We start from the raw sequence: 25,625 nt of genomic DNA on the forward strand, positions 1-25,625 counted from the left end.
AACGCTCGCGGATCACAGGGACAACGTGCAGGTCATTGCACATGACCGACGGCAGAACAGGCAATTTCCGATAGGCAAGCTGCGCAGCACTGTGCTTCCATCACGTCCCCGAATCAGATCCTCAAGGACGAACAATGCGTTTTGCCGCTCTGCCGTTGATCATCGCCTGCGTCGCGGGCTGCGCCTCTACACCCGACTACTACATCTCCCCTGCTCCTGTTTCGATTCCCAAAACCGCCACTTATTGGGTGGACTCTTTCAAGCTCAAACTGGAGGGCGAAAGCGAGCTGTTCATGTCTCGGGAGCAACTGGAAAACGGTATCAGGCTCAAGCTCATCGAGCGCCTGCAACAGGCCAATCGCTATGCGGCCAGCAAGGAGAGCGCCGATTATCTGCTGGATGTCGACAGTGTCTACAGGCGCCGCCTGGGTGATTCGAAAGGCGGGCTGATGTCGCACATCGTGGATGACAACAAGGTCATGGCCAGCGTGGACTTCGGCTATCAGGTTTCGGTAGAGCGATCAGGCAAGCAAGTGCTGCACTTCGGCCAGGAGAGAACAGGCTTGCAGCCTGGCGGAGCAATCGGGCACTGGCAGAATCTCAAGACAGCGGCCAGCGTACTGACCAACAAGAGCAACGCAAGCGTGGAGGACTACAACGTCAACCTGCTACCACGCTTCATTGTGGATGACATCGAGAATATTCCGTCACGCTAACGGCGTGCCTGATCCGGCAAGTGTGGATAAATCGATTATCCGCACTTGTGGGCTTTCAGCCTGATTCGCGGCCTGCAAAGTTTGAAACTTATCGTCGTCTTTTTTACCAGTGTTTAGCAGACGCCTGACGGTAATCCAGCGCCGAAACCGGCACCTGGTTCATCGACATCAGCAGGCGTGCTTCACCTACCAGTTCCGAAATGGCACGACTGGATACCATGCGTTCCAGCTTGATGCCCGTTACGCAGATGGCGTGATCCGGGTTGCCCGGGTTGGTCAGGGTCAATGCCAGGGTACCGCCTTGAGCGGCTTCCCATGTGCAGCGATGGGGCAATAAAGCCTGCTCGACCATGTGTTTGATTTCAAGCGTTGAGAGTCTGTATGCGTTCATGATTGCCTGCTTTACATAAATAAAAATGGGTTATCGACGGTATTCAGAGGATGGGTGTCCGCCAGCGTTCCACATAAATATTTATCAGGGCACCGCTTTTTTAATGCCGCGTCTATTCTTGTACAAAGTCTTAAAAGCCGTATCGATTAAGCTCAACATTCGTAACCTGAAACAGTGCTTTTTATATTGCCCGTTCAATAAACGTGTCTTTTTTCGTTACAACTTCAGATGCATTTCAACGCTGTCGAGCCCCTTGCCATGTCCATCTCGTTTAAAACGGGTGAGGTTGAAGCCCAGCCCCTCATAAAAGCCCTGCACGCGCTGACTGGTATTGATGTAGGCCTGCGAAACGCCGGGAATGGTCTTCATGGCATCCAGCCGGGCGAGGGTCAGAAATGAGCCAAGGCCGCTGCCCTGATGAGTGCAGTCCACCATGCCCCAGGTCAGTTCGGCCACCGAGGGTGGCGACAGGACGAGGTAGCCGCCGCAGGCCATAACCGTAGCGTGACGTTCGACCACGAAGTAAGACCCAATGGGCTCCAGCAAGAAGCGGGCAAATTTGTCACGCTCCGAGGGATCGAAGTAGCGCGGGACATTGCTGTCGAAAATACGCAAACAGGTATCTCGATCCATGAGGGCATAAGGGCGAAGCGTATCCATTGGCGAACCTTGTTCTTTTCAATGCTGCACGCAAGCATAGCCAACGGGCTAAGACCTTACCGATAAATTTGCAAACCTTGTGCCTGCTGTACACCTGGGTACGGACAGTGCATCGTTTTCACGGCCTTTGCCTGGAAAGGATAACGCCCATGCTGCACGCGCATCTCACCACACTGAACGCTGTTTCGCTGATCCTCGATACCTTTGCAGACGAAGGCTACGCCCGTGAAACCTTGCTACAAGGCAGCGGGATCAGCGTGGCGGAGATGGAACGGGCGGACATCCGCATTACTACGCATCAGGAAATGCGCGTCTGCGCCAATGCGGTCGCCTTGCGTCCGGACATTGGCCTTCAACTGGGCCGACGCATGCATGTGTCGTCCTATGGGATTCTGGGTTACGCCCTGCTGACCAGCGCCACGCTGGGTGACGCCCTGCGCCTGGCGCTGGCGTATCCGGCCCTGCTGGGTACGTTGTTCGAATTGCAGTTGATCACGACTGACGACACCGTCTGGCTGAGCGCGAGCAACTACGGTGACGAGGTGCAACTGCACGTGTTCAACACCGAGTTGTGCCTGGCATCGCTCAAGGTCATTTGTGACGACATGCTGGGCTTTTCATTGCCGCTGCTGGAGGCCTGCTTCTCGTATCCGGCGCCTGAATATCGGTACCGTTATGACGAAAGCTTTGCGTGCCCTGTGCAGTTCGAGCACAGACAGAACGCGTTCGCTTTTTCCCGCGCCTGGCTTGAGCAGCCGCTGCCGCTGGCCGATCCCATCACCCACCGCGACATGCACGAGCGTTGCCGGCGTCAGAACACCGAGTTCACGGGCCGCCAGGCCTGGCTGGCGCGTATTCGCGAAGTCATCACCCGCCAGTTGCGCAGCACGCCGAGCCTGAGCGCCGTTGCGCAGCACATGAACTGCTCCGAGCGCACCTTGCGTCGACATCTGCACGCCAACGGCAGCACTTATCAAACGCTGCTGGATGAGCTGCGTTTCGAAAAGGCCAAGCAACTGCTGCAGGAAGACCGCCTGCCCATCCATCGCATCGCTGAAGAGCTGGGGTTCAGCGAAACCGCGAGCTTTCGTCACGCGTTCACGCGCTGGAGCGGCGTTGCGCCCAGCCACTACCGGGCTTGAACGCTGCCTCGAAACGGGGCGTGACGCCTCAATAAGGGGCGATATACGGTCAATCTTAATGTCCGCATTTATCCCTTTTTGGCCGTTCTGATCGTTCACCTGTGCAGCGCCTCTCGCCAAGAATGAACACACACGCCAGCCGAGAGGAGAACAAAAATGCTGACGATCTATTCGGATGATCACCACCTTCATCATGGACGCTGCGAGCTGATCGACGGGCAACTGATGCCCTGTTTCGAGATGCCATCGCGGGCCGACCATGTGCTTGAGCGCATCCGCACTCGTGCAATCGGCCAGGTCCTGCCGCCGGAAGATTTCGGGCTTGGCCCCGTACAGCGCATTCATAGCGCCGATTACCTGACCTTCTTCCAGAATGCCTGGCAGCGCTGGAGCGAAATGGGCCGTGACGGCGATCTGCTGCCCTACACCTGGCCGGCGCGCACCTTACGCGGTGTCACCCCGCGCAGCCTGCATGGCGAACTGGGTTACTACAGCTTTGACGCCGGCGCGCCGATCACCGCCGGAACCTGGCAAGCCGCATACAGCGCAGCCCAGGTGGCCCTGACCGCGCAGCGCGCAATCAGCCAGGGCGCCCACAGTGCTTTCGCGCTGTGTCGTCCGCCCGGACACCACGCCGCCAGTGATCTGATGGGCGGTTACTGCTACCTGAACAACGTCGCGATCGCCGCGCAGGCGTTTCTCGATCAGGGCTGCGCCAAGGTTGCGATCCTGGATGTGGACTACCACCACGGCAACGGCACGCAGTCGATCTTTTACTCGCGCAGCGACGTGCTGTTCACCTCCATCCACGGGCACCCGGAGGCAGAGTTTCCGTTTTTTCTAGGGTATGCCGACGAGCCAGGCGAAGGCGCGGGTGAAGGCTATAACTTCAATTATCCCCTTGCAGCCGGCAGCGGCTGGGCGTGCTGGAGCGAAGCGCTGGAAAAGGCCTGCCAGGAAATCGACCGTTACGATCCGGAGGTGGTGTTGATTTCACTCGGCGTCGATACGTTCAAGGACGACCCCATTTCCCAGTTCAAACTCGACAGCGACGACTACCTGCGCATGGGCGAGCGCATCGCACGCCTTGGCAAGCCCTCCCTGTTCGTCATGGAAGGCGGTTATGCCGTCGAAGAAATCGGCGTCAATGCCGTGAATGTGCTGGAAGGTTTTGAACGCGTCTGAGCTTATCCCCTCGCCCTCTGGAGACCACCATGAACCGACTCAAACGCTTTATCCCGGCACGCGTTATCCCGATGTTGTGCGCCTCCCTGCTATGCGCCGGCGCACAGGCCGACGAACCCCGCACCTTGCGTGTCTACAACTGGTTCGACTACATCACCCCACAGACGCTGACTGACTTCAAGGACCAGACCAAGGTCAACCTGATCTACGACATCTTCGACACCAACGAGGCGCTGGAAGCCAAACTGCTGACCGGCAACTCGGGTTACGACGTAGTGGTCCCTTCCAACGTGTTTCTGGCCAAGCAGATCGAGGCCGGGGTTTTCCAGCCGCTGGATCGCAGCAAGCTGACCCACTACGCAAACCTTGACCCCAAGTTGATGAAGCTGCTGGAGGCCAACGACCCCGGCAACAAATACGCCGTGCCCTACATGTACGGCACGATCCTGATCGGTTTCAATCCGGCCAAGGTCAAGGCCGTGCTGGGCGATGATGCACCCGTCGACAGTTGGGATTTGATCTTCAAGGAAGAAAACATCAGCAAGCTCAAACAGTGTGGCGTCGCCCTGCTCGACTCGCCTTCGGAAATCCTGCCGCTGGCGCTTCAATACCTAGGCCTGCCGCCCAACAGCGTCAAGGCCGATGATTACAAGAAGGCCGAAGCGTTGATGCTCAAGATCCGTCCGTACATCACTTACTTCCATTCCTCCAAATACATGGCCGACATCGCCAACGGTGACATCTGCGTGGCGGTCGGTTATTCCGGGAGCTTCTCTCAGGCCGCCAACCGCGCCAAGGATGCCAAAAACGGCGTGATCGTCGACATGCGCCTGCCCAAGGAAGGCGCGCCGATCTGGTTCGACATGCTGGCAATTCCCAAAGGTGCGAAGAACACGCAGGACGCTCTGACCTTCATCGACTACCTCCTGCAACCAAAAGTCATCGCGCCGATCAGCGATTTTGTCGGTTATCCGAACCCCAACATGAACGCCACCGACCGCGTTGATCCGGCGATCCGCAACAACCCCAATCTGTACCCGACCGAAGAGGCCATGAAAACCCTGTACACGCTTCAACCATTGCCCGCTGCGGCCGAAAGGGCGCGCACACGGGCCTGGACGAAAATCAAATCGGGCACGTGAAGAAGCCTGAACAGGCTCGTTTTTACCAACTGTACGGCCGAATCAGACCGTAGCTGTAAAGGAAAAGCGGGTCTGTTCTATGGCTCAATGCCGGTCCTTGAATACAGAACTACAAAGACCGGATCGAATCATGTCGTCTCGCGAAAACATGGGTATGGCCCTGGGCCTGCTGGGTGTCATTATCTTCAGCCTGACGCTGCCGATGACCCGCGTGGTTGTGCAGGAAATGCACCCGTTGCTCAACGGCATCGGCCGCGCCCTGCTGGCAGCCATCCCGGCGGCGGCCTTGCTGTACTGGCGTCGGGAAAAATGGCCCACGCTGCAGCAACTCAAAGGTCTGTCGCTGGTGATAGCCGGGGTGATCATCGGTTTTCCGATTCTGTCCGCATGGGCCATGCAGACCCTGCCCGCCTCGCACGGCGCGCTGGTCAATGGCATACAGCCGCTGTTCGTGGCGATCTACGCCGCGTGGCTGTCCCATGAACGTCCCTCGAAAGCCTTCTGGGCCTGCGCCGCGCTGGGCAGCGCGCTGGTGCTGGGTTATGCACTGATGAGCGGGGCCGGCAGCATTCAGGTGGGTGATCTGTGGATGCTTGGCGCCATTGCGGTCGGCGGCCTGGGCTATGCCGAAGGCGGTCGACTGGCGAAGGAAATGGGCGGCTGGCAGGTAATCTGCTGGGCGCTGGTGCTGTCGAGTCCGATCCTGCTCGGGCCTTTCCTGTACATGGCGGCACAGCATCAAGGCCCCATCTCGATGAGCACCTGGTGGGCGTTCGGCTACGTTGCGTTCTTCTCGCAATTCATCGGTTTCTTTGCCTGGTATTCAGGGCTGGCGATGGGAGGCATCTCGCGGGTCAGCCAGGTCCAGTTGCTGCAGATTTTCTTCACCATGGCATTGTCGGCGCTGTTCTTCGGGGAACACATCGAGCCCATGACCTGGGTGTTCGCAGCCGCCGTGATTGCGACCGTCGTGCTGGGGCGCAGGACAGCTGTCATCGCGCCCAAACCGGCGGCTGCCATCAGCTAAGAAAGCCGTCTGCCAAAAGCAGTGTTTCCAGACACTGCTCGGTGATGCCGTAGAACGTCTTGAGCTCCTGAATGCGCGCCAGCAAGTGAGCCGGGGCGGCAGGCTCGGCACGCTTGACCGCCAGAATCATCTTGTTCTTGTTGGTGTGCTCCAGCGAGATGAACTCGAACACCTTGGTCTCGTAACCGCAGGCCTCAAGCAGCAAGGCGCGCAGGCTGTCAGTGACCATCTCGGCCTGCTGGCCCATGTGCAGGCCGTACTGCAGCATGGGTTTGAGCAGCGTCGGGCTCTGGATCTGCAGACGAATCTGTTTGTGGCAGCATGGTGAGCACATGATGATCGACGCGCCGGAACGAATGCCCATGTGAATGGCATAGTCGGTGGCGATGTCGCAGGCGTGCAGCGCGATCATCACGTCCAGCGCGCTCGGTGCAACGGTACGCACATCGCCGTGCTGGAAAACCAGTCCCGGATGCTCAAGACGCGCGGCCGCGTTGTTGCACAGTGTCACCATGTCCTCGCGCAACTCGACACCGGTTACCTCGCCTTGCGCCTGCAGGGTGTTGCGCAGGTAATCGTGAATGGCGAACGTCAGATAGCCTTTGCCCGAACCGAAGTCCGCCACCTTGATCGGCTGATCCAGTTTGAGCGGCGATGACGTCAGCGCGTGGGAGAACACCTCAATGAACTTGTTGATCTGCTTCCACTTGCGCGACATGGCCGGGATCAGCTCATGTTGACGGTTGGTCACCCCAAGGTCGCTCAGGAAGGGACGGGTCAACTCCAGATAGCGCTTCTTCTCGCGATCATGTGCGGCGGTGGGCGCCTCGCGCTCCTGCTGGGCCTTGCTCTTGAACAGCGTGCTTTTGCCCTTCTTGCTGAATTCCAGTTGAACCTCATCGGTCAGCGACAGCAGGTGCGCGTTCTTGAACGACTCGGGAATCAGGCCCGCGATGACCTCCACAGCCTCGGCAAGCGGGAAGTTCTTGGTGATGTCACGGGTCTTGTAGCGATACACGAAGGACAGGCAAGGCTGCTCACGGACCGTCAGCGGCTTGATGATCACCCGCTGCAACTCGGCCTCACTGCCCACGTATTTGGCCAGCACCAGCTTGATCAGCGAGTTCTGGGAAAGGCTGGTGTCCAGCAGGCCGAGAAATTGCGCACGATGATCCTGCGCGGCAGAGGATGGAGCGGTGGGTGTGACGGACATCGAAAGCTGCCTCAAGCGTCCCCGCAGGGACTCGAAAAAATCAGGCAGGCATTTTAAGCGTGCTGGCGAGGATCAGGCAGGACTATTTTCCGACCTGGCGATGAACGCCCGATGATCGTGCGCTTTGCAACCTGCCGGTAACGACGCAACACTTTGTGGGCGGTCCTATATAAATATGTTTTTACGCTGAAAAACACCGTTATATTCAAATCCATTGAAGCGACACAACGGCTTAACCCCTGATTATTATCTGAACTTGCACAAGGATCGTGCACCATGAACACGCCACTCCCTACCTTCGAAGACCCTGACTTTGCCAGGGTGAAGATCACCCCCATCGAGTTCATCAAAGCGCTGGCCGAAGATGAAAAAAACAACGGCCGGGCCGCAGCGCTTATTCTCACCAAAGAAGACATCCTCAGTATCAAACGGTATGAACGACGCAGTTTGAATCTGCCCAATACACTTCTTCGTGTGGAACAAGACATCGGCTTCACACGCAGCGGTATCCCTGGCCTGGAACCCAACGACCTGCTGCTGACGTACCGCGCTATCAACGAGCACGGCAGAAGCTGGTCAGCCATCGAGAGCGATATCAAATCCAACGGTTTCAACCTCGATCTTTTTGCCGGAGCGTTTTCCTCTCAGGGCCGTCAGATCCTCGACTACATCGACAAGATGGAAGTTGTCCAGCTACTTGAGTTGACGGTCGCCGATCTCACCGTTGAAACAATCAACCATGTCAAACCCGGTCCGCTGACCGAGACCGACCTAAAAGTCTGTCAGGTGCTGGCAGACTTTCTCAAAAAAATCGCAGCGCAGATCGAAGAACACAGGGTGTCATCGGCAAAGCTTGCCGAGGACATTGGTCAGTTCACGCAAACATTGACCGTAGAACTGATCCCTGCCATCAGCGACAAGGTGCGACTGGCCAGCCGCTCTGACCTGGACGAGGAAATACTGGCGCTTGAACAAAACATCGACCAGCTGACGGCGGAAATTGATCGAAAGCACGATGAGTACTACACGACTGCAAACAATATCGCATGGGGCATTTTCGGCGGCCCCATCGGGGTCGGCATCACGGGTGGCATCTTCGGGAGCAAGGCGGAAAAGATTCGCAAGGAAAAGAACCGGCTGATCAAAGAGAAAGAAGCGAATGTGCAGTCACTGCAGCAAAAACGTCCCCTCGCCGCAGCGGTACGCAGCCTGGAACTGCTGTTCGAAGACATGAAAATTCGCATGCTCGACGCTCACCAGAGCGCCACCAACCTGCAAGACCTCTGGGCATTGCTGGTCAACTACATCGCGAGCTCTGCCGATGGACTGGCGCAGATCCGCGACGACCAGGCGTTACTGACGTTTGCCCTTCAGTTTCGAAGCGTTGTCACCCCCTGGACCGATATCAAAGGCATTACGGCTCAGTTGCTGACGCTCTTTGAAAGCGCAGTGAATCAATTTTTGAACGAACAAAGCAAATAATCATAAGGACATGAATATGAACATCAGTACGCCCACCCCTGCGGTATTCGATTTACCTGACAAAGCCAGCATGGACACCGCCCGACAACTGATTCACACCCAGGTGGCGTCGTTGTCGCTTGAATTTCTGCCGGTCATCAAAGAAAAACTGCCCTCATTGAAAACCGCCCTCAATGTTGCGGATACGCAATGCCTGAACAAACTGGCCGCGATCACCGCCCAGTTGAACACCGCGGGCCTTGCAAACATCGATCAGAAACAACAGCAGGTCGAAGCCGACACACGACTGAGCAATGAACAAAAAGAACAGGCGCTCGGCATGCTGAATGCTCAGCGCGCCCGGGAGGTGTCAGCCCTCACAGCCGTGGTGCGCTCGGGGGCTCAAGCGATTGCGCAAAGCACGGATGATCTTCAGCAGATCAAGTTGCAGCCCACCAACAGCAGTATTCACGAGGCACTGCAACGACAACTCGATACGCTCACTCAACAGTCTGCCGACAAGGAAGACAAGATGAGCACCATTGCAGAAGATCGCCGACTGCTGGATGAGACGATCAAGACGTATGAGCAACACAAACTGGTGGACCTATTCAAAGAGACACTGCCCAGCACCGAGGAGCTGTCGGCCCTCTCCATGCCTTCACCGCACCTTATGGCACTGCAAGTCGGAATTGTCCGACTGCAGAAGCTGCTGGGCAAGATCAGCAGCGCACTGACGTATTCTGACCTCGTTGACGAGCGGGACAAGTTGCGCAATCGCTACAACAGCCTGATGGCCGAATCCAGATCAGCCCAAAAGGAAGCCAAGGCAATTGCCCGAAACCTCGAGGAACTCGCCACGCTCGCCAGCCTGGACAATAACCGGATGATTTGGGTTCAGCAGTCCAAAAAGCTCAGTGAGTCGCTCTACCACTTTGTGAACAATGGCCTGACCCAAACCGACGACCCGGCGGCAATCAGTCTGCATGTGAGCCAGCTCAGCGCTTACATAAAGTCGCTGTACAGCGTGACGCGCACCGTCTGAGCCTTTCCGGCAGCCTTCAGGCAGGCAGCGGCTTTGCCCGCGTCTGCCTGTTTCCCCTAGCTCAGCACCACCAGCCGATTGGGCAGCTCATTGCGACCATGGGTGACCGGTACATGATCGGCCAGCAACTCACCGCAGGCATGAATGCAGCCCAAAAAACCCTGCAGGGTCTGCCCGTTTCTCACTTGCTGAGTGAACACGTCCACCATCGCTTTCCAGGTGTCATCGTGGAGACGGCTCGCAATGCCGTGATCAACGAGGATTTCAACGTAGCGCTCGGCTTCACTGACAAAGACCAGAATGCCGGTCCCGTCATGCGTCTTGTGCAGGTTCTGCTCCAGAAACTGACGCCGCGCCAGATTCCCGGCCCGCCAGCGACGCACAGACGCCGGGACGAGGTGGGCGGTGACCCTCGGAATGCGACACACCAGTGCCACGACAATAAAGGTCGACATCTGGGCAAGCATCAACTCGTCGGCACTCAACCACTGCAGGCAATAGTTGACCGTGCCAGGCAGCAGCAGACCGATCAGGCCGCCCCAGATCAGTGGCATGTACGCATAGTCATCGGCACGCGCAGCCAGCACCGTCACCAGTTCGGCGTCGGTGCGTTGCTCGACACGATCTATCGCTTGCGCCACTTGCCGTTGTTCGTCTTTACTCAATAACGCCATGAAGTTCTCTTTTCTCGAATCCACCGGTTACCAGTTGCCAGAAGCGCCACCGCCGCCAAACCGGCCGCCGTCGCGCTCACCAGCCTGCTCGCCGGGACGAAGGCGGCAGACAGAGCGCCGAATGCTGATAGCCACAATCAGCATCACGACCAGGGTCAACGCAATAGCCGATAGCCAGATCCTGACATCACTGATCGGATCTTCATAGCCCGCCAGCCTCGCTGTCGGTTCAGGGTAGTCAGGGACCTGGCCGCCCAGCGCCGTGATCACCGCCTGCGTACCGCGCTCGATGCCGCTTGCAAAACGGCTGTCATTGAACTCGGGGGTGATCAACATATTGATGATGAGTGAAGATTGGGCATCGCTCAGACGCCCTTGCAGGCCAGAACCGACCTCCATGAGCACCTTGCGCTTGTCACGGTCGACCACCAGCAAGGCGCTGTTGGCCTTGCCGCCGCGCCCCAGATCCCAGGCATCGCCAAGTTGTGAACCGAACTCTTCAATGCTGGCGCCCTGCAGATCACCCAGCGTGACGACGACTATGCGCTCACCGGAGGCCTGCTCGTAAGCGCGCAGCAATTTGGACAGCCGCACCGAGGTCTGACTGTCGAGCATCTGACCAGCATCCACGACGCTGCCGGTCATGGGCGGAAACACCAACACCGGCTGCTCGGCATAGGCGCGAAATGCCGTACCCCACATCATTAATGCGCAGAACATCATCTGTGACACACACTTCAAATCAGACCTCCGGTACATTTTGAATCCATTGAAACGACACGCCTTACCTAAAACCCGCGTTCCCCGGCATAATCCCCCGCCGATGCCGTGCATGGGCTGCCGCTTGAGCGAATCAGGATGTGTACAAAAATCAATCAACCCGAAGATTTTCGTACACACCCTGGAAAGAGGCCGGGCAGCCACTATCCTTGCGCCGTGCTCGAACAATAACGCCAAAGGTCCATAACCCAAAAACTGGCTGTCGGATATTACACGCGAGTTGTCGACAAAAGCCTTGAGAAATTATTCATGAATAAGCTGTGTTTATTAGGATTGCTGGTGGGGTTGGCCAGTCATTCAGTGATGGCCCAAAGCGCCGCCACCGTTACCGCTCCGGCTCAATCTGCGGTTTCGAACAAGGCCACGTTGCAGGCCAAGAATGCGTTCATCAGCAACCTGATGAAACAAATGACCCTGGACGAAAAGATCGGTCAATTGCGCCTCATCAGCATCAGCGCAGAAATGCCACAGCCGATGATTCTCAAGGAAATTGCCGCCGGACGCATCGGTGGTACGTTCAATTCGATTACACGCTCGGAAAACCGTCCCTTGCAGGAAGCGGCAGTCGCCAAGAGCCGTCTGAAAATTCCGATGTTCTTCGCCTATGACGTGGTTCACGGTCATCGCACGATTTTCCCGATCAGCCTCGGCATGGCCGCCAGTTGGGACATGGACGCCATCGCCCTGACCGGCCGCGTATCGGCCAAAGAAGCCAGTGCCGACGGCCTGGACATGACTTTCGCCCCCATGGTCGACATTTCCCGAGATCCACGCTGGGGCCGCAGCTCAGAAGGCTTCGGTGAGGACACCTATCTGGTGTCGCGCATCTCGGACGTCATGGTCAGATCGTTTCAGGGCAAGAACGTTGCCGCGAACGACAGCATCATGGCAGCCGTCAAGCACTTCGCCCTGTACGGCGCGGTCGAAGGCGGACGCGATTACAACACCGTGGACATGAGCATGACCCGGATGTACCAGGACTACCTGCCACCGTATCGCGCCGGTATCGACGCGGGCGCAGGCGGCATCATGGTTGCCCTGAACTCGATCAACGGCATTCCGGCCACCTCCAACACGTGGCTGATGCAAGACCTGCTGCGCAAGGACTGGGGCTTCAAAGGCGTCACGATCAGTGACCACGGCGCGATCAAGGAGTTGATCGAGCACGGCGTGGCCAAGGATTACCGTGAGGCAGCCAAGCTGGCGATCAAGGCGGGCGTGGACCTGAGCATGAACGACGTGGCCTACGGCGAGCAATTGCCGGGGCTGGTCAAGGACGGTGAGGTGTCCATAAAGGAAATCGACAACGCCGTGCGCGAAGTGCTGGGTGCCAAGTACGACATGGGCCTGTTTGCGTCGCCTTACGGCCGCATTGGCGTGGCTGCAGATGATCCTGCCGACACCTACTCCGACGACCGACTGCATCGTGCCGAAGCCCGCGAAGTAGCGCGCAAGACGCTGGTGCTGCTGAAAAACCAGAACGATACCCTGCCGCTGAAGAAGCAAGGCACCATCGCCGTGATCGGTGGCCTGGCGCAGAGCCACCTCGACATGCTCGGCAGCTGGTCGGCAGCCGGTCGCCCGAACCAGTCGGTAACCGTGTATGAAGGCCTGCAAAACGCCGTCAGTGACAAGGCAAAACTGGTGTATGCCCGCGGCGCGAACGTCAGCGACAACGAGCACATTCTCAACTACCTGAACTTCATCGAGAAGGAAGTGGAGATCGATCCGCGTCCGGCTCAGGAAATGATCGACGAAGCGGTCAAAGTGGCGGAGCAATCCGATGTGATCGTGGCAGTGGTGGGTGAATCGCGCGGCATGTCCCATGAGTCGGCAAGCCGCAGCAGCCTGAACATTCCAGGCAAGCAGCGCGACCTGATCAAGGCACTCAAGGCCACCGGCAAGCCACTGGTGCTGGTGCTGATGAACGGCCGTCCACTGGTGCTGGTCGACGAACAGGAACAGGCTGACGCCATGCTCGAAACCTGGTTCCCGGGTACTGAAGGCGGCAACGCCGTGGCTGACGTGCTGTTCGGCGACTACAACCCATCGGGCAAGCTGGCCATGTCGTTCCCGCGCTCGATCGGGCAACTGCCGGTCTACTACGCGCACCTGAACACCGGTCGTCCGTACCACGAAGGCAAGCCCGGCAACTACACCTCGCACTATTACGAGGAGCCAAACGGCCCGCTGTTCCCCTTCGGTTATGGCCTGAGCTACACGCAGTTCGACGTCTCGGACATCAAGCTGTCGGACGCCAACCTGCAGCGCAAAGGCAAACTGACCGCCAGCGTGACGGTCAAGAACACCGGCAAAGTGGCGGGCGCGACGGTCGTGCAGTTGTACCTGCGTGATATCGCGGCCTCGATCAGCCGTCCGGTGAAAGAGCTGAAAAACTTCGAAAAGATCACGCTGGAGCCGGGTGAAGAAAAAGTCGTTACGTTCACCCTCAGCGAGAATGACCTGAAGTTCTACAACCCTCAGCTCAAGTACGCCGCCGAGCCGGGCGAGTTCAAGGTCATGATCGGTCTGGACTCCCAGGCAGTCAAAGAAGCGACCTTCAATCTGTTGTAATGACCGCGGCGGACGCATTCACGGGCATTGATCCGTGAATGCGTCGCCACGGCCTGTTCAGGCAGTGCACGTGACATGACGTTCAAGCATCGCTACTGGCGGCTCTCCCTGTATGTCCTGTTGATTCTGGCCGGTGCCGCTGTGTCGGCCGGTCTGGCGATGCGTCAGGCACAGCGTCATGCGCTGCTGGAGGATGCTTCTCGCGCCAGCGGGCAGCTCGCCCTTTACGCCAACACACTGCACACCCTCATCGAACGCTACCGCGCCCTGCCCTCTGTATTGGCGCTGGACCCGGAGATTCGTGCGTCGTTGAGCGCTCCAGTGACCGACAGTGTTCAGAACGCGCTCAATCTGAAGCTGGAAAAAATCAACGCCACGGCGCACTCCTCGACGCTGGAACTGCTGGACCGTCATGGTCTGGCCATCGGCGCCAGCAACTGGCAATCGCCCAACAGTTACGTGGGCCACAACTACGGCTTTCGCCCCTATTTTCTGCAAACCCGCGCTCAAGGCGTCGGGCGCTTCTATGCGGTCGGTGTGACCACAGGCATTCCCGGCTACTTCCTGTCCAGCGCAGTGCTGGACGATGCCGGCAGCTTCATCGGGGCCATGGTGGTGAAACTGGAATTCCCGACCCTGGAGCAGGAGTGGGGCCAGGGCGATGACCTGTTGCTGGTCAGTGACGACAAAGGCATCGTATTCATCGCCAACCAGCCCGGCTGGCGTTATCGCGAACTGGAGCCTATCTCGGTCGAGAACCGCACCGAGCTGCTGCGTACCCGCCAATACGATAAAAAACCACTCTCGCCGTTGCGCAGCAAGGTGCTTGAGCGGCTGGGAGAGCACAGCCAGTTGCGCAGGGTCGATGCACCGGACGGTACGGCTGACTACCTGTGGCAGTCCCTGCCGCTGCCAGACGAAAACTGGACGCTGCATTTGCTGCGCAAGCCGCCGATGGCCAATGAAGACATCCGCAACGCCGCAATCGCCGCTGCCGGTATCTGGCTGGCCATTGTGTTTCTGGGCCTGTTTCTCTACCAGCGCTGGCGCTTGGCGCGCCTGCGCGAGCGCAGTCGGGACGAACTCGAACGCCTGGTTCGGGAGCGCACCCGCGATCTGCAAACCGCTCAGGATGGCCTGGTGCAGTCGGCCAAGCTGGCCGCGCTGGGCCAGATGTCGGCAGCTTTGGCCCACGAAATCAATCAGCCGCTGACGGCCCAGCGCATGCAACTGGCAACGGTGCGTCTGTTGCTGGATCAGGAACGCGTCGAAGAAGCCTGCAAGGCACTCGTTCCCGTCGATCAGCAATTGACCCGCATGGCGGCACTGACCGGCCACCTCAAAACCTTTGCGCGCAAGAGCCCCAGCGGCCTGCGCGAACGGCTGGACCTGGCCACGGTGGTCGATCAGGCGCTGCTGTTACTGAACCCGCGTCTGCGTGAGGAGCACATCGAGTGTGTGCTGCAGTTGTCCCGCCCCGCCTGGGTTCGAGGCGACGCCATCCGCCTGGAGCAGGTATTGATCAACCTGTTACGCAACGCGCTGGACGCCATGCGTGACCAAACGCCTGCCCGCCTGGAAGTGAGCATCGAATCTGTCGGGGACCAATGGTGCCTGAGCGTCAGCGACACGGGCACAGGCATTGCGCCGGAAAACCTGAACCATATCTTTGACCCCTTCTTCACGACCAAGCCGGTCGGTGACGGACTGGGTCTGGGGCTGGCGGTGTCGTCTGCGATCATTCATGAACTGGGCGGTCAACTGACTGGACACAACCACGCCCATGGCGCGGTGTTTTCATTCAGCCTGCCCAACGATTTTCTGGAGACCTGACCCGGCATGTTGAACTCGGTCATCGTAGTAGACGACGAAGCGCCCATCAGGCAGGCCGTCGAGCAGTGGCTGACGTTGTCGGGCTTTACCGTGCAGGTCTTTGCCCGTGCCGAAGAATGCCTGGCCCATCTACCCGAACACTTTCCGGGCGTGGTGCTCACGGACGTGCGCATGCCGGGCATGAGCGGTCTTGACCTGCTGGCGCGCCTGCAAGGCCTGGACAAGGACTTGCCCGTCATCCTGCTGACCGGCCATGGCGATGTCCCCATGGCGGTCGAAGCCATGCGCGAAGGTGCCTATGATTTTCTGGAAAAACCGTTCAGCCCGGAAACATTGATCAGCAATCTGCGCCGTGCGCTGGAAAAACGACAGCTAGTTCTGGAGAACCGCCGACTGCACGAACAGGCCGACGCCCGCACCCGGCTGGACGCCACGCTGCTGGGCATGTCGCCGAGCCTGCAGACCTTGCGACGCCATGTGCTGGAGCTGTCACAGCTTTCGGTCAACGTCATCATTCGCGGCGAGACCGGCAGCGGCAAAGAGCTGGTCGCTCGCTGCCTGCACGACTTCGGTCCACGCGCGAGCAAGCCGTTCGTCGCGCTCAATTGCGCAGCCATTCCCGAGCACCTGTTTGAAGCGGAATTGTTCGGTCATGAGAGCGGCGCGTTCACCGGCGCTCAGGGCAAGCGCATCGGCCGGCTGGAATACGCCGACGGCGGCACAGTGTTTCTCGACGAAATAGAAAGCATGCCGATGGCGCAGCAGGTCAAGCTGCTGAGGGTGCTGCAAGACAAGCGCCTTGAACGGCTGGGCTCCAATCAAAGCATCGAGGTCGATCTGCGGATCATTGCCGCCACCAAGCCTGACCTGCTGGAAGAAGCCCGCGCCGGACGCTTCCGCGAGGACCTTGCGTACCGGCTCAATGTGGCCGAACTGCGCTTGCCGCCGCTGCGCGAACGACGTGAAGACATTCCCCTGTTGTTCAACCACTTCGCACGTGCCGCAGCGACGCGTATGGGCCGTGAGGCCGCGCAGGTCAGCGCAGCCCGCCTGAGCCAGTTACTCAGCCACGACTGGCCCGGCAATGTGCGCGAGCTGGCCAATGCGGCCGAGCGCCAGACTCTGGGGCTGACGCAGCCGGATTCGGACAGCCCCTTCGAGTTCACAGGCCAGTCCCTGGCCACCCAGCAGGAAGCCTTCGAAGCTCAGTGCCTGCGCGCTTCGCTGACTCGCCACAAAGGGGATATCAAGGCTGTGCTCCATGAACTTCAACTGCCTCGCCGCACGCTTAACGAGAAAATGCAGCGTCACGGCCTGATGCGGGAAATGTTTCTCGGTTGACGCCTTGAAATACCTGAACAACTTGCTCGGAGCGAAGCGAACATTTTCAGATACGCCGGGTCTGCATACTGTCACGCCGCCTTCGGTCGTGATGGCTGGATAATGGCAAGGCATAATGACATCATGCCGACCTTATTCTTCCAGCCAACCTCAGCAGTCCGAAAGATGGGGCATTTTCTACCGTGAATACTCCCCTCGACCTCCCACTGGGTGGCGGCGAAATGGGTCGGCTGATCCGAGAGACAGACTGGTCGGCGTCTGCCATGCGAGCCAGGGATACATGGCCCTGCGCGCTGATATCGTCGCTGAACCTGATGCTCAACTGCCCGGACAGCATGTACCTGCTGTGGGGGCCTGAATTCACGCTGTTTTTCAATGACGCCTACCGCTCAGTCCTGCCAATGGCTGCTGAGCAGGCTCAGGGCCAACCTATCGCGGCCGTCTGGGGCGATGCCTGGGTAGATGTGCAGCATCTGGCCGAGCAGGCACTGACGGGAAGCAGCTGTCGATCAGACAATATCCAGCGCACCGTAACCCGCAATGGCAGGCCCGAAAGAACCTGGTGGTCGCTGTCCTACTCGCCGTTGTACGGCGACACCGGTCTGATCGAAGGCGTGTTCTGCCGCGTCAACGAGACTACATCGCAGGTGCTGGATCAGGCCCGCCAGAGCGAAAGTGAAGCCTTTACCGATCGCGTGCTGTCGAGCATTAATGACTGCATCAAGGTCCTGGATCTCGAGTCACGCCTGACGTTCATGAGCGAAGGGGGCCAGCGCATCATGGAAGTCAGCGACTTCAATGCCATTCGCGGCTGCCCGTGGCCCGACTTCTGGCAAAACCAGGGCAACCTCGACGCCGTCGCTGCCATTGAGGCCGCGCGCGCAGGCAACAGCGCCAACTTCATGGGTTCGGCGCAGACCATGGCCGGCACCGTCAAATGGTGGCACGTACAGGTCAGTCCGATCTTCGGCAAAGACGGCAAGCCGGAAAAAATCCTGTGCGTATCCCGCGACATGACGCAATTGCGCGACGCTGAAGAGGCGCTGAAATCGCTCAACGAGTCGCTCGAACAACGCGTGGTCGAACGCACTCGGGACCGCGACCGGATCTGGCGACTGTCGACCGACCTGATGCTGGTGGCGCAATTCGACGGCATCATCACGGCCGTCAACCCGGCCTGGACCCAGGCCTTGGGCTGGTCGGAGCAGGAACTGCTGAATAGCCAGTTCCTGACACTGGTGCATCCCGATGACCTAGAGAGCACACTGGGTGCCATGAGCGGGCTGGAGAGCGGCCAGAACATTCCGCACTTCAAGAATCGATACCGCCATCTGGACGGGTCGTACCGCACGATTGCCTGGACGGCGGTGCCGGACACGCATTTCATCCATGCCGTAGGGCGTGATATTCAGGCCGAAGAAGAGGCAAACGAGGCGCTGAGACTTTCTCAGGATGCGCTTCACCAGGCGCAGAAACTGGAAGCCATCGGTCAGCTTACGGGCGGTGTTGCGCACGATTTCAATAACCTGTTGACCGTGATTCGGTCCTGCAGCGACCTGTTGAAACCTGCCGATCTGGATGAAGCACGCCGCGTAAAGTACGTCGAAGCCATTTCAACCACGGTGGACCGCGCCGCGCGCCTGACTGGACAGTTGCTGGCGTTCGCCCGACGCCAGGCCTTGCAGCCGGAAGTGTTCGACGTGGGTAAAAGTGTGTCGCGTATCGGGGAAATGATGGACACCCTGACCGGATCGCGTATCCAGGTCGACATCGACGTGCCTGCCGAACCGTGTTTCATTTTTGCCGATGGCAGCCAGTTCGACACGGCACTGGTCAACATGGTGGTGAACGCACGCGATGCGATGGCAGGGTCTGGCCGCCTGACAATCAAGGTGGAACGATGCACCTGCCCCTCCAGTGAACTGACGTCTTCGCTGAGCGAGGGCGACTACGTAACGGTGTCGCTGACCGATACGGGCTCAGGCATCGCCCGAGAAAAGCTCGGGTTGATCTTCGAACCGTTCTACACCACCAAAAGCGTGGGTCAGGGCACGGGGCTGGGCTTGTCGCAGGTGTTCGGTTTCGCCAAGCAGTCCGGTGGAGAAGTGTTGGTCGAAAGTGAACTGGGCAGCGGCAGCCGCTTCACGCTGTGCCTGCCCAGCGCTCAGGCGCACGAAGCCGATCCCGAAAACGAAAACCCTGCACTGGGCGCTCTGCCCGGTTTATGCGTCCTGATGGTGGAAGACAATCAGGATATCGGCACCTATACCTTGCCCATGCTCGAACAATTGGGCTTTCAGGTGGTCTGGGTAACGAGTGCCAGCGAGGCACTGGATGAGCTGCGTGGCAATCCCGAAAGCTTTCACGTGGTGTTCTCGGACATCGCCATGCCGGGCATGAGTGGTCTGGAGCTGTACGCCGAGATCGAAGCGCGGTATCCGTGGATGCCGGTCGTGCTGACAACCGGTTACAGCACCGAATTCGCCCAGTTCGCTCAGGATGAATCGCATCGCTTCGACCTGTTGCAAAAGCCGTACGCGCTGGAAGACCTCGCAGCCCTTCTGCACAAGGCCGCCTCGCGCAGCACCCGGCAGGAGGAGTGACCCCCGCGTCATGAACGGCTCGCGATGAGTACGTTGAAAACCTGCGGTAGCCAGAGGGTGTTCTTTTCGAGAAGAACGCCCGCCACACACCTCGTCTTTTGCACGCTTCTGGACTGTCGTACGCAAGGAGGAATGTAGACATGATTGTCGGTATTGATTTGGGCACGACCAACAGTCTGGTCGCGGTATGGCGTGACGGTCGCAGCCAGTTGGTCACCAATGCCCTGGGTGAAACGCTCACCCCAAGCGTCGTCGGGCTCGATGACAATGGTCAGATTCTGGTCGGCAAGGCCGCCCGCGAACGCCTGCAGACCCACCCCGATAAAACCACTGCGCTGTTCAAGCGCTACATGGGCAGTGCCCAGCAAACCCGGCTCGGCCCGGACACCTACCGACCCGAAGAATTGTCCTCACTGGTGCTCAAAAGCCTGAAGGCCGATGTCGAGCGGGCGTTTGGCGAGCCTGTCACCCAAGCGGTCATCAGCGTGCCGGCCTACTTCAGTGACGCCCAGCGCAAGGCGACCCGGATCGCTGGCGAACTGGCGGGCCTGAAAGTCGAAAAGCTCATCAACGAACCTACAGCCGCTGCCCTGGCTTATGGACTGCACCAGAAAGAAGGCGAAACCTCGTTCCTGATCTTCGACCTGGGCGGCGGGACGTTCGACATCTCGATTCTGGAACTCTTCGACGGGGTGATGGAAGTAAGGGCCAGCGCCGGAGACAACTTTCTGGGCGGCGAAGACTTCGACCGGGCCTTGCTCGATCACTTTTTGACCCTGCTTCAGGGCGAATCCGCGTTCCCTGCCCGAACGCTGATCGAACCTGCCTTGCGGCGTGAGGCCGAGCGCGTGCGCAAGGCACTGGGGCAGGATGAACGCGCCGACTTCGTTGTGCGCCATGGCGATCGCGAATGGCGCCGCACGATCACCCAGGAACAGCTTGCCGACCTCTATGCGCCACTGTTGGCTCGCCTGCGCGCGCCCATCGAGCGCGCGCTGCGTGATGCGAAGATCCGGGTCGCCGACCTCGATGAAATCCTGCTGGTGGGCGGTACTACGCGCATGCCACTGATTCGTAAACTGGCCGCGGGCATGTTCGGACGTTTCCCGTCCATCACCCTCAACCCGGACGAGGTGGTCGCCCAGGGCGCGGCGATTCAGGCGGCGCTCAAAGAGCGAGACGCGGCGCTGGAAGAGATTGTGCTGACCGATGTCTGCCCTTACACGCTGGGCATCGAGACGGCTCAGCAGGTGTTCAACGGTTATCAGTCGGGGCACTACTTGCCCATCATCGAGCGCAACAGCGTGGTGCCGGTGAGTCGTGTGCAAACGGTCAGTACCGTCAAGGATCATCAGACACACGTTCTGGTGAAAATCTTTCAAGGCGAAAGTCGCCTGGTGAAAGACAACATCGCGCTGGGCGAGCTGAGCATCCCGATCCCGAAAGCCAAAGCCGGGGAGATTGATCTGGAAGTCCGATTCACCTATGACAATAACGGCCTGCTGGAAGCCGACGTCCGGATACCGGCAACCGGTCTGAATCACAGGCTGGTCATCGAGAACAACCCGGGCGTGATGACGCCCGCTGAAATCCAGGAACGACTCCAGGTGCTGCAGGCCCTCAAGGTCCATCCTCGCGAGCAGCAGGTCAACACCCACCTGAGCGCCCGGCTGGAGCGGCTTTACCAGGAATACCTTGGCGAGGCACGGGAGATGATCGGCGTCTGGGCGGCGCAATTTCAACGCGTTCTGGAAACCCAGGACGACAGGCAGATCAGCGAGATGCGCCGGCAACTGGAGCAGCAGGCAGACCGCTTTGAACGAGGTGAGTGGTGACGACAATGGATTGTTGGGCTGTTCTGGAGCTGGACCGTAACGCCGACGAACGCAGCATCAAGCGCCAGTACGCAAAGTTGCTGAAAACCAATCGGCCCGATGATGATCCCGCAGCGTTTCAGACCCTGCGTGACGCCTACGAACAAGCGCTGGGGTGGGCTCGCAATGGCGCCAAAGAAGACAGCGATGACAACGACGGCGCTGTGGACACCCTCGATGCAAGAGCCCTGACGCCGTTGCCCTTCGCCCCGGCGCCCGTCGTTCAGCCTCCCGAGACAAGACCATTGCCGTCTGTGGAGAAACAGCAGGAGACGGAGCACGAGCAGCCCTCGCTGCGTCCTGCCGTGGAAACAAGCTGGTACGAGCAGGCGAGTCTGACCACGCCGCAGAATCTGGCATCACAACGCCAGACGGCAAGGGACCAGGGCTGCGATGAAAAATTTCAGCAACACCTGGCCAGGCGCTGTTTGCTGGACCTGGATGATCATCTGGAGCTCATTCAGGCAGCCGTAGCCCAACTGCAATGGCTGACCCCGTGGCAGAAAGTGCAGTTCAGTTCACATCAGACGCGCCGCCTGACGCTGGCGCTGCTGGACAGCTCAAGGCCTGCGTTGCGCGCGCTCCTGGAAGACCATAAAGAGCGTGAATTTCTGGAGGCGCTGAAAGCGCTCAAGCAACAGCCCTGGCTGTCGTCACTGGATCAGCATGATCAGCTGGAACACTGGATCATGACGCTGCTGCTGAGCAGCGATGAATGGAGCGCGCCGCTTTTCGAGCGCATTTGCGACCTCTTCGACTGGGATCAGAAACATGACGTGCATGCCGGCACGCCCTCGCTCTGGATGCACCTGATCGAGCGTTGCGAGAAAAAAGAGTTCGTCATACGCCAGCAGCAGTTGCTCGAAGGCCCTATGGACAGCTCTCCTGCCTACGCTGCGCATTTGCTCCTCGATCCACCGACCTTGAAGACACAACTGCGTATCGCCAGAGAATGTCACGACTCCGTCTGGGAAGCCTGCGAACGCCTGTACATGGACCTGACACACCGTTTTCCAGACCTTCTTGAGCATTTCCCCTATGCCGATCTGCAGGGGTGGCAAAAACGGCGTGCCCAAGTGACGTTCAGGCCCAAGGTCCGGGTGTACCTGGTTGGCATCGTCCTGACCATCATGATGCTGCTATCGCGGTCCACTACCGGCAAAATCGGCTGGTCCGACGTCATCATCTACACAATGACCTTGCCGCTGCTGGTGCTGTGGGGATTTTACATTGCCAAATCGATCTGGAACGCTGGCTGCGATCAGATCAAGCCTCTGGACGTCTGGCTGAGCGAGCGATTACTGCCCGAGGCGCTCAGTTGGCCAGGCTATCAGGCCCTGCTGATCCGCCATGGCGCGCCTGTCCTCTTTATCGGCAGTGTGTATGCGCAGGAAAATCCGCTACTGCTGCTGCCTTACAGTGTGGCCATGCTGCTCTGGATCTACTTGTCGCCCTATCGAATGTCGCTGATATCTGAGGCCATTGCCCGGAAAACAGGTGGATGGACAGGATTCAAGCATTACTGGGCTAGAAACACAGGGCGGTGGGTCATGATCACGTTGGGCATCATGCTTATCTTCGTCATCGCAGTCATCATCTCCAGTCCAGACCCTCGGCACTGAAAATCCCGGCGCCACCCTGCGCATCGGCAATAATCCGCTCATTCAAATCCGCCGAATGAGCGGATTATTGCTTATAAAAAACCAGAAACCCCTCTAAAACAGCCTTTTCAGGTGTGGCACAGCTCCTGCTATGTATAGGCTCAAGGCCTTGAACGCCTACTTCTAAAAATAATGACATAAAGGTACATCATGGAAATTTCCAACTCCGCCCCCGCAGGGTCGGCCGGTGCCTCGGCTGCCCCGAAGACCACCTCCAGTCGTCTCAAATCCATTTTCAGCGGCTCGGTCGGCAACATGGTCGAGTGGTATGACTGGTACGTCTACGCTGCCTTCTCCCTGTATTTCGCCAAAGCCTTCTTCCCCAAGGGCGACACCACCGCTCAACTGCTGAACACCGCGGCGATCTTCGCCGTCGGCTTTCTGATGCGTCCTATCGGTGGCTGGCTGATGGGCCTGTACGCCGACTATAAAGGCCGCAAGGCTGCACTGATGGCCTCGGTGCTGTTGATGTGCTTCGGCTCGCTGATCATTGCCCTGACCCCGGGTTACGAGAGCATTGGCGTCGGCGCGCCCATTCTGCTGGTGTTTGCTCGCCTGCTGCAGGGCCTGTCGGTCGGTGGCGAATACGGCACCTCGGCCACCTACCTCAGCGAAATGGCGACCAAGGAGCGTCGCGGCTTTTTCTCCAGCTTTCAGTACGTCACGCTGATTTCCGGCCAGCTCATCGCACTCGGTGTGTTGATCGTGCTGCAACAGACGCTGACCACCGAGCAGCTGTACGCATGGGGCTGGCGTATCCCGTTCGTCATCGGCGCACTGTGTGCCGTGGTGGCGCTGTTCCTGCGTCGCGGCATGGAAGAAACCGAGTCGTTCACTCGCAAGAAGAAAGAAAAGGCCAAGGAAAGCCTGATGCGCACCCTGATGCGCCACCCCAAGGAACTGATGACCGTGGTCGGTCTGACCATGGGCGGTACGCTGGCCTTCTACACCTACACCACCTACATGCAGAAGTACCTGGTGAATACGGTCGGCATGAGCATCACCGACTCGACCACCATTTCCGCCGCGACGCTGTTCCTGTTCATGGTGCTGCAACCGGTGATCGGTGCGCTGTCCGACAAGGTCGGCAGACGTCCGATCCTGATCGCCTTCGGCGTGCTGGGTACCCTGTGCACCGTGCCGATCCTCACCACCCTGCACACCATCCAGACCTGGTGGGGCGCGTTCTTCCTGATCATGGCGGCGCTGATCATCGTCAGTGGCTACACCTCGATCAATGCAGTGGTAAAAGCCGAACTGTTCCCGACTGAAATCCGTGCACTGGGTGTTGGGCTGCCGTACGCACTGACCGTCTCGGTCTTTGGCGGCACGGCTGAATACATTGCGCTGTGGTTCAAGAGTATCGGCATGGAGACGGGCTATTACTGGTACGTCACGGCCTGTATTGCGTGCTCGCTGCTGGTCTATGTGTTCATGAAAGACACCCGCAAGCACTCACGGATTGAAACCGACTGATCCCGTGCTGCAGTGATGAGAGGGCAGTCCGTGGTCGGGGCTGCCCTTTTTTGTGAGCGCAAACATCATCGACATGATCAATACAACGCCACTGGACAGCCGTGATACACGTAATCATTTAAGCGCTTACCTGTCTCATAACGTTTCAACGTGGTGCAGACTTTTCGATCATTTCGCTCGTAAACTCATGAATTAAATGGCTTTTCAATTTGTCAAGAGGCTTTATTGCAAGAAATTTCAAAAATTGCACCACGTCGAGGCGTTACCGCCTGAAACGCCCGAAAGCCGTGCGCTGCAGCGCATTATCATTTTCAGCGATGGTCGCTAGCAATCCGATTAACTTCTTAATAATCCGTCAACGCGTAGCATTGCCTCCATACCGGGATGACAACTCACCCGAACCCAAATTGGAGACACCCCCATGAAAACCACTCAATTGATCTTTGGCCTTGCTCTCACTGCTCTGGCTTCGAGCGCGTTCGCTTTGCCTGCCGTCACCACCAGCGACCTGTCCAACGCAACGATCGTTGCCGAGGGCGGCACCAAGCACACCAATGTGGGCTCGATTCGCGTAGCCGCTGATGGCGCTGAACGTGTCGGCCCGAACCGTCAAGCCGCTGATGGCGCTGACCACGTCGGTGCAAACCGTCTGGCGGCCGATGGCGCGGATAACGTTGGCCCGAATCGCCAAGCCGCCGACGGCGCTGACCATGTCGGTGCAAATCGTCTGGCCGCTGACGGTGCCGACCGTGTAGGTGCGAACCGTCTGGGCTGATCAGCCGCTTCACAACACTCCAAAGCCCGGCACATGCCGGGCTTTTCAGTGT

20 protein-coding genes are annotated in these 25,625 nt (G+C 58.7%); 15 read left to right on the forward strand and 5 right to left on the reverse strand.

Annotation, left to right across the window (positions count from 1 at the left end; translation table 11 throughout):
• Positions 1–134 precede the first annotated feature (134 nt).
• Entirely contained in the window at positions 135–716 is a 582-nt protein-coding gene (locus tag BUB69_RS19825; RefSeq protein ID WP_073169689.1) for a hypothetical protein, read from the forward strand.
• Between the two features lie 103 nt (positions 717–819).
• On the opposite strand, the gene BUB69_RS19830 is transcribed toward BUB69_RS19825, so the two are convergent.
• The gene (locus tag BUB69_RS19830; RefSeq protein ID WP_073169691.1) at positions 820–1,107 is read right to left on the reverse strand and encodes a DUF1652 domain-containing protein; all 288 of its coding nucleotides are present in this window, start codon (positions 1,105–1,107) and stop codon (positions 820–822) included.
• Positions 1,108–1,323: 216 nt separating this feature from the next.
• Entirely contained in the window at positions 1,324–1,767 is a 444-nt protein-coding gene (locus BUB69_RS19835; protein WP_073169693.1) for a GNAT family N-acetyltransferase, read from the reverse strand.
• Between the two features lie 149 nt (positions 1,768–1,916).
• On the opposite strand from BUB69_RS19835, the gene BUB69_RS19840 reads away from it, so the two are divergent.
• The 4 genes from BUB69_RS19840 to BUB69_RS19855 all read left to right on the forward strand — a co-directional run bounded on the left by BUB69_RS19840 (position 1,917) and on the right by BUB69_RS19855 (position 6,263).
• Positions 1,917–2,909 carry an AraC family transcriptional regulator gene (locus BUB69_RS19840; RefSeq protein ID WP_073169695.1) on the forward strand — a complete coding sequence of 331 codons (993 nt, stop codon included), beginning with the start codon at positions 1,917–1,919 and terminating at the stop codon, positions 2,907–2,909.
• A gap of 156 nt (positions 2,910–3,065) precedes the next feature.
• Positions 3,066–4,094 carry a histone deacetylase family protein gene (locus BUB69_RS19845; protein ID WP_073169696.1) on the forward strand — a complete coding sequence of 343 codons (1,029 nt, stop codon included), beginning with the start codon at positions 3,066–3,068 and terminating at the stop codon, positions 4,092–4,094.
• 29 nt (positions 4,095–4,123) lie between these two features.
• Positions 4,124–5,236, forward strand: a complete 1,113-nt coding sequence (locus tag BUB69_RS19850) for a polyamine ABC transporter substrate-binding protein (RefSeq protein WP_084537134.1) — start codon at positions 4,124–4,126, stop codon at positions 5,234–5,236.
• 130 nt (positions 5,237–5,366) lie between these two features.
• Positions 5,367–6,263, forward strand: a complete 897-nt coding sequence (locus BUB69_RS19855) for a DMT family transporter (RefSeq protein WP_073169698.1) — start codon at positions 5,367–5,369, stop codon at positions 6,261–6,263.
• Here BUB69_RS19855 and BUB69_RS19860 read toward each other — a convergent pair.
• Positions 6,256–7,476, reverse strand: coding sequence for a class I SAM-dependent methyltransferase (locus tag BUB69_RS19860; RefSeq protein ID WP_073169700.1), 1,221 nt, complete (start codon positions 7,474–7,476; stop codon positions 6,256–6,258). The genes BUB69_RS19855 and BUB69_RS19860 overlap by 8 nt on opposite strands.
• Before the next feature lie 276 nt (positions 7,477–7,752).
• On the opposite strand from BUB69_RS19860, the gene BUB69_RS19865 reads away from it, so the two are divergent.
• Both BUB69_RS19865 and BUB69_RS19870 read left to right on the forward strand, forming a co-directional pair.
• Complete coding sequence (locus BUB69_RS19865; protein ID WP_073169702.1) at positions 7,753–8,958, forward strand: alpha-xenorhabdolysin family binary toxin subunit A; 1,206 nt, start codon at positions 7,753–7,755, stop codon at positions 8,956–8,958.
• A gap of 16 nt (positions 8,959–8,974) precedes the next feature.
• Entirely contained in the window at positions 8,975–9,982 is a 1,008-nt protein-coding gene (locus BUB69_RS19870; RefSeq protein WP_073169704.1) for an alpha-xenorhabdolysin family binary toxin subunit B, read from the forward strand.
• Between the two features lie 56 nt (positions 9,983–10,038).
• Here BUB69_RS19870 and BUB69_RS19875 read toward each other — a convergent pair whose 3' ends face one another.
• Positions 10,039–10,656 (reverse strand): TPM domain-containing protein, encoded by a 618-nt coding sequence (locus tag BUB69_RS19875; protein WP_073169706.1) that lies wholly within the window; start codon positions 10,654–10,656, stop codon positions 10,039–10,041.
• Between the two features lie 27 nt (positions 10,657–10,683).
• A complete protein-coding gene (locus BUB69_RS19880) occupies positions 10,684–11,376 on the reverse strand; it encodes a TPM domain-containing protein (protein WP_175561800.1) in 693 nt (230 codons plus the stop codon).
• Between the two features lie 309 nt (positions 11,377–11,685).
• On the opposite strand from BUB69_RS19880, the gene bglX reads away from it, so the two are divergent.
• From bglX to BUB69_RS19920, 8 genes are all read left to right on the forward strand, one after another.
• Positions 11,686–14,010 carry a beta-glucosidase BglX gene (gene bglX, locus BUB69_RS19885; protein WP_073169708.1) on the forward strand — a complete coding sequence of 775 codons (2,325 nt, stop codon included), beginning with the start codon at positions 11,686–11,688 and terminating at the stop codon, positions 14,008–14,010.
• A 75-nt stretch (positions 14,011–14,085) separates the two neighbouring features.
• Positions 14,086–15,843, forward strand: a complete 1,758-nt coding sequence (locus BUB69_RS19890) for a sensor histidine kinase (RefSeq protein ID WP_073169709.1) — start codon at positions 14,086–14,088, stop codon at positions 15,841–15,843.
• Between the two features lie 6 nt (positions 15,844–15,849).
• A complete protein-coding gene (locus BUB69_RS19895) occupies positions 15,850–17,184 on the forward strand; it encodes a sigma-54-dependent transcriptional regulator (protein WP_073169711.1) in 1,335 nt (444 codons plus the stop codon).
• A gap of 221 nt (positions 17,185–17,405) precedes the next feature.
• Positions 17,406–19,787: a PAS domain S-box protein gene (locus BUB69_RS19900; protein WP_073169713.1), complete on the forward strand. Its 2,382-nt coding sequence runs from the start codon at positions 17,406–17,408 to the stop codon at positions 19,785–19,787.
• Between the two features lie 140 nt (positions 19,788–19,927).
• Positions 19,928–21,622 carry a molecular chaperone HscC gene (locus tag BUB69_RS19905; protein WP_073169715.1) on the forward strand — a complete coding sequence of 565 codons (1,695 nt, stop codon included), beginning with the start codon at positions 19,928–19,930 and terminating at the stop codon, positions 21,620–21,622.
• Between the two features lie 5 nt (positions 21,623–21,627).
• On the forward strand, positions 21,628–23,283 hold the full coding sequence (locus tag BUB69_RS19910; protein WP_073169717.1) for a J domain-containing protein: 1,656 nt from the start codon (positions 21,628–21,630) through the stop codon (positions 23,281–23,283).
• Between the two features lie 189 nt (positions 23,284–23,472).
• Positions 23,473–24,798, forward strand: coding sequence for an MFS transporter (locus BUB69_RS19915; protein WP_073169719.1), 1,326 nt, complete (start codon positions 23,473–23,475; stop codon positions 24,796–24,798).
• Positions 24,799–25,219: 421 nt separating this feature from the next.
• On the forward strand, positions 25,220–25,573 hold the full coding sequence (locus tag BUB69_RS19920; RefSeq protein WP_073169720.1) for a hypothetical protein: 354 nt from the start codon (positions 25,220–25,222) through the stop codon (positions 25,571–25,573).
• The last annotated feature ends 52 nt before the right edge of the window (positions 25,574–25,625 follow it).

Origin of the sequence: Pseudomonas asturiensis, assembly GCF_900143095.1 — a bacterium.
GTDB classification, from domain to species: Bacteria; Pseudomonadota; Gammaproteobacteria; order Pseudomonadales; family Pseudomonadaceae; genus Aquipseudomonas; species Aquipseudomonas asturiensis.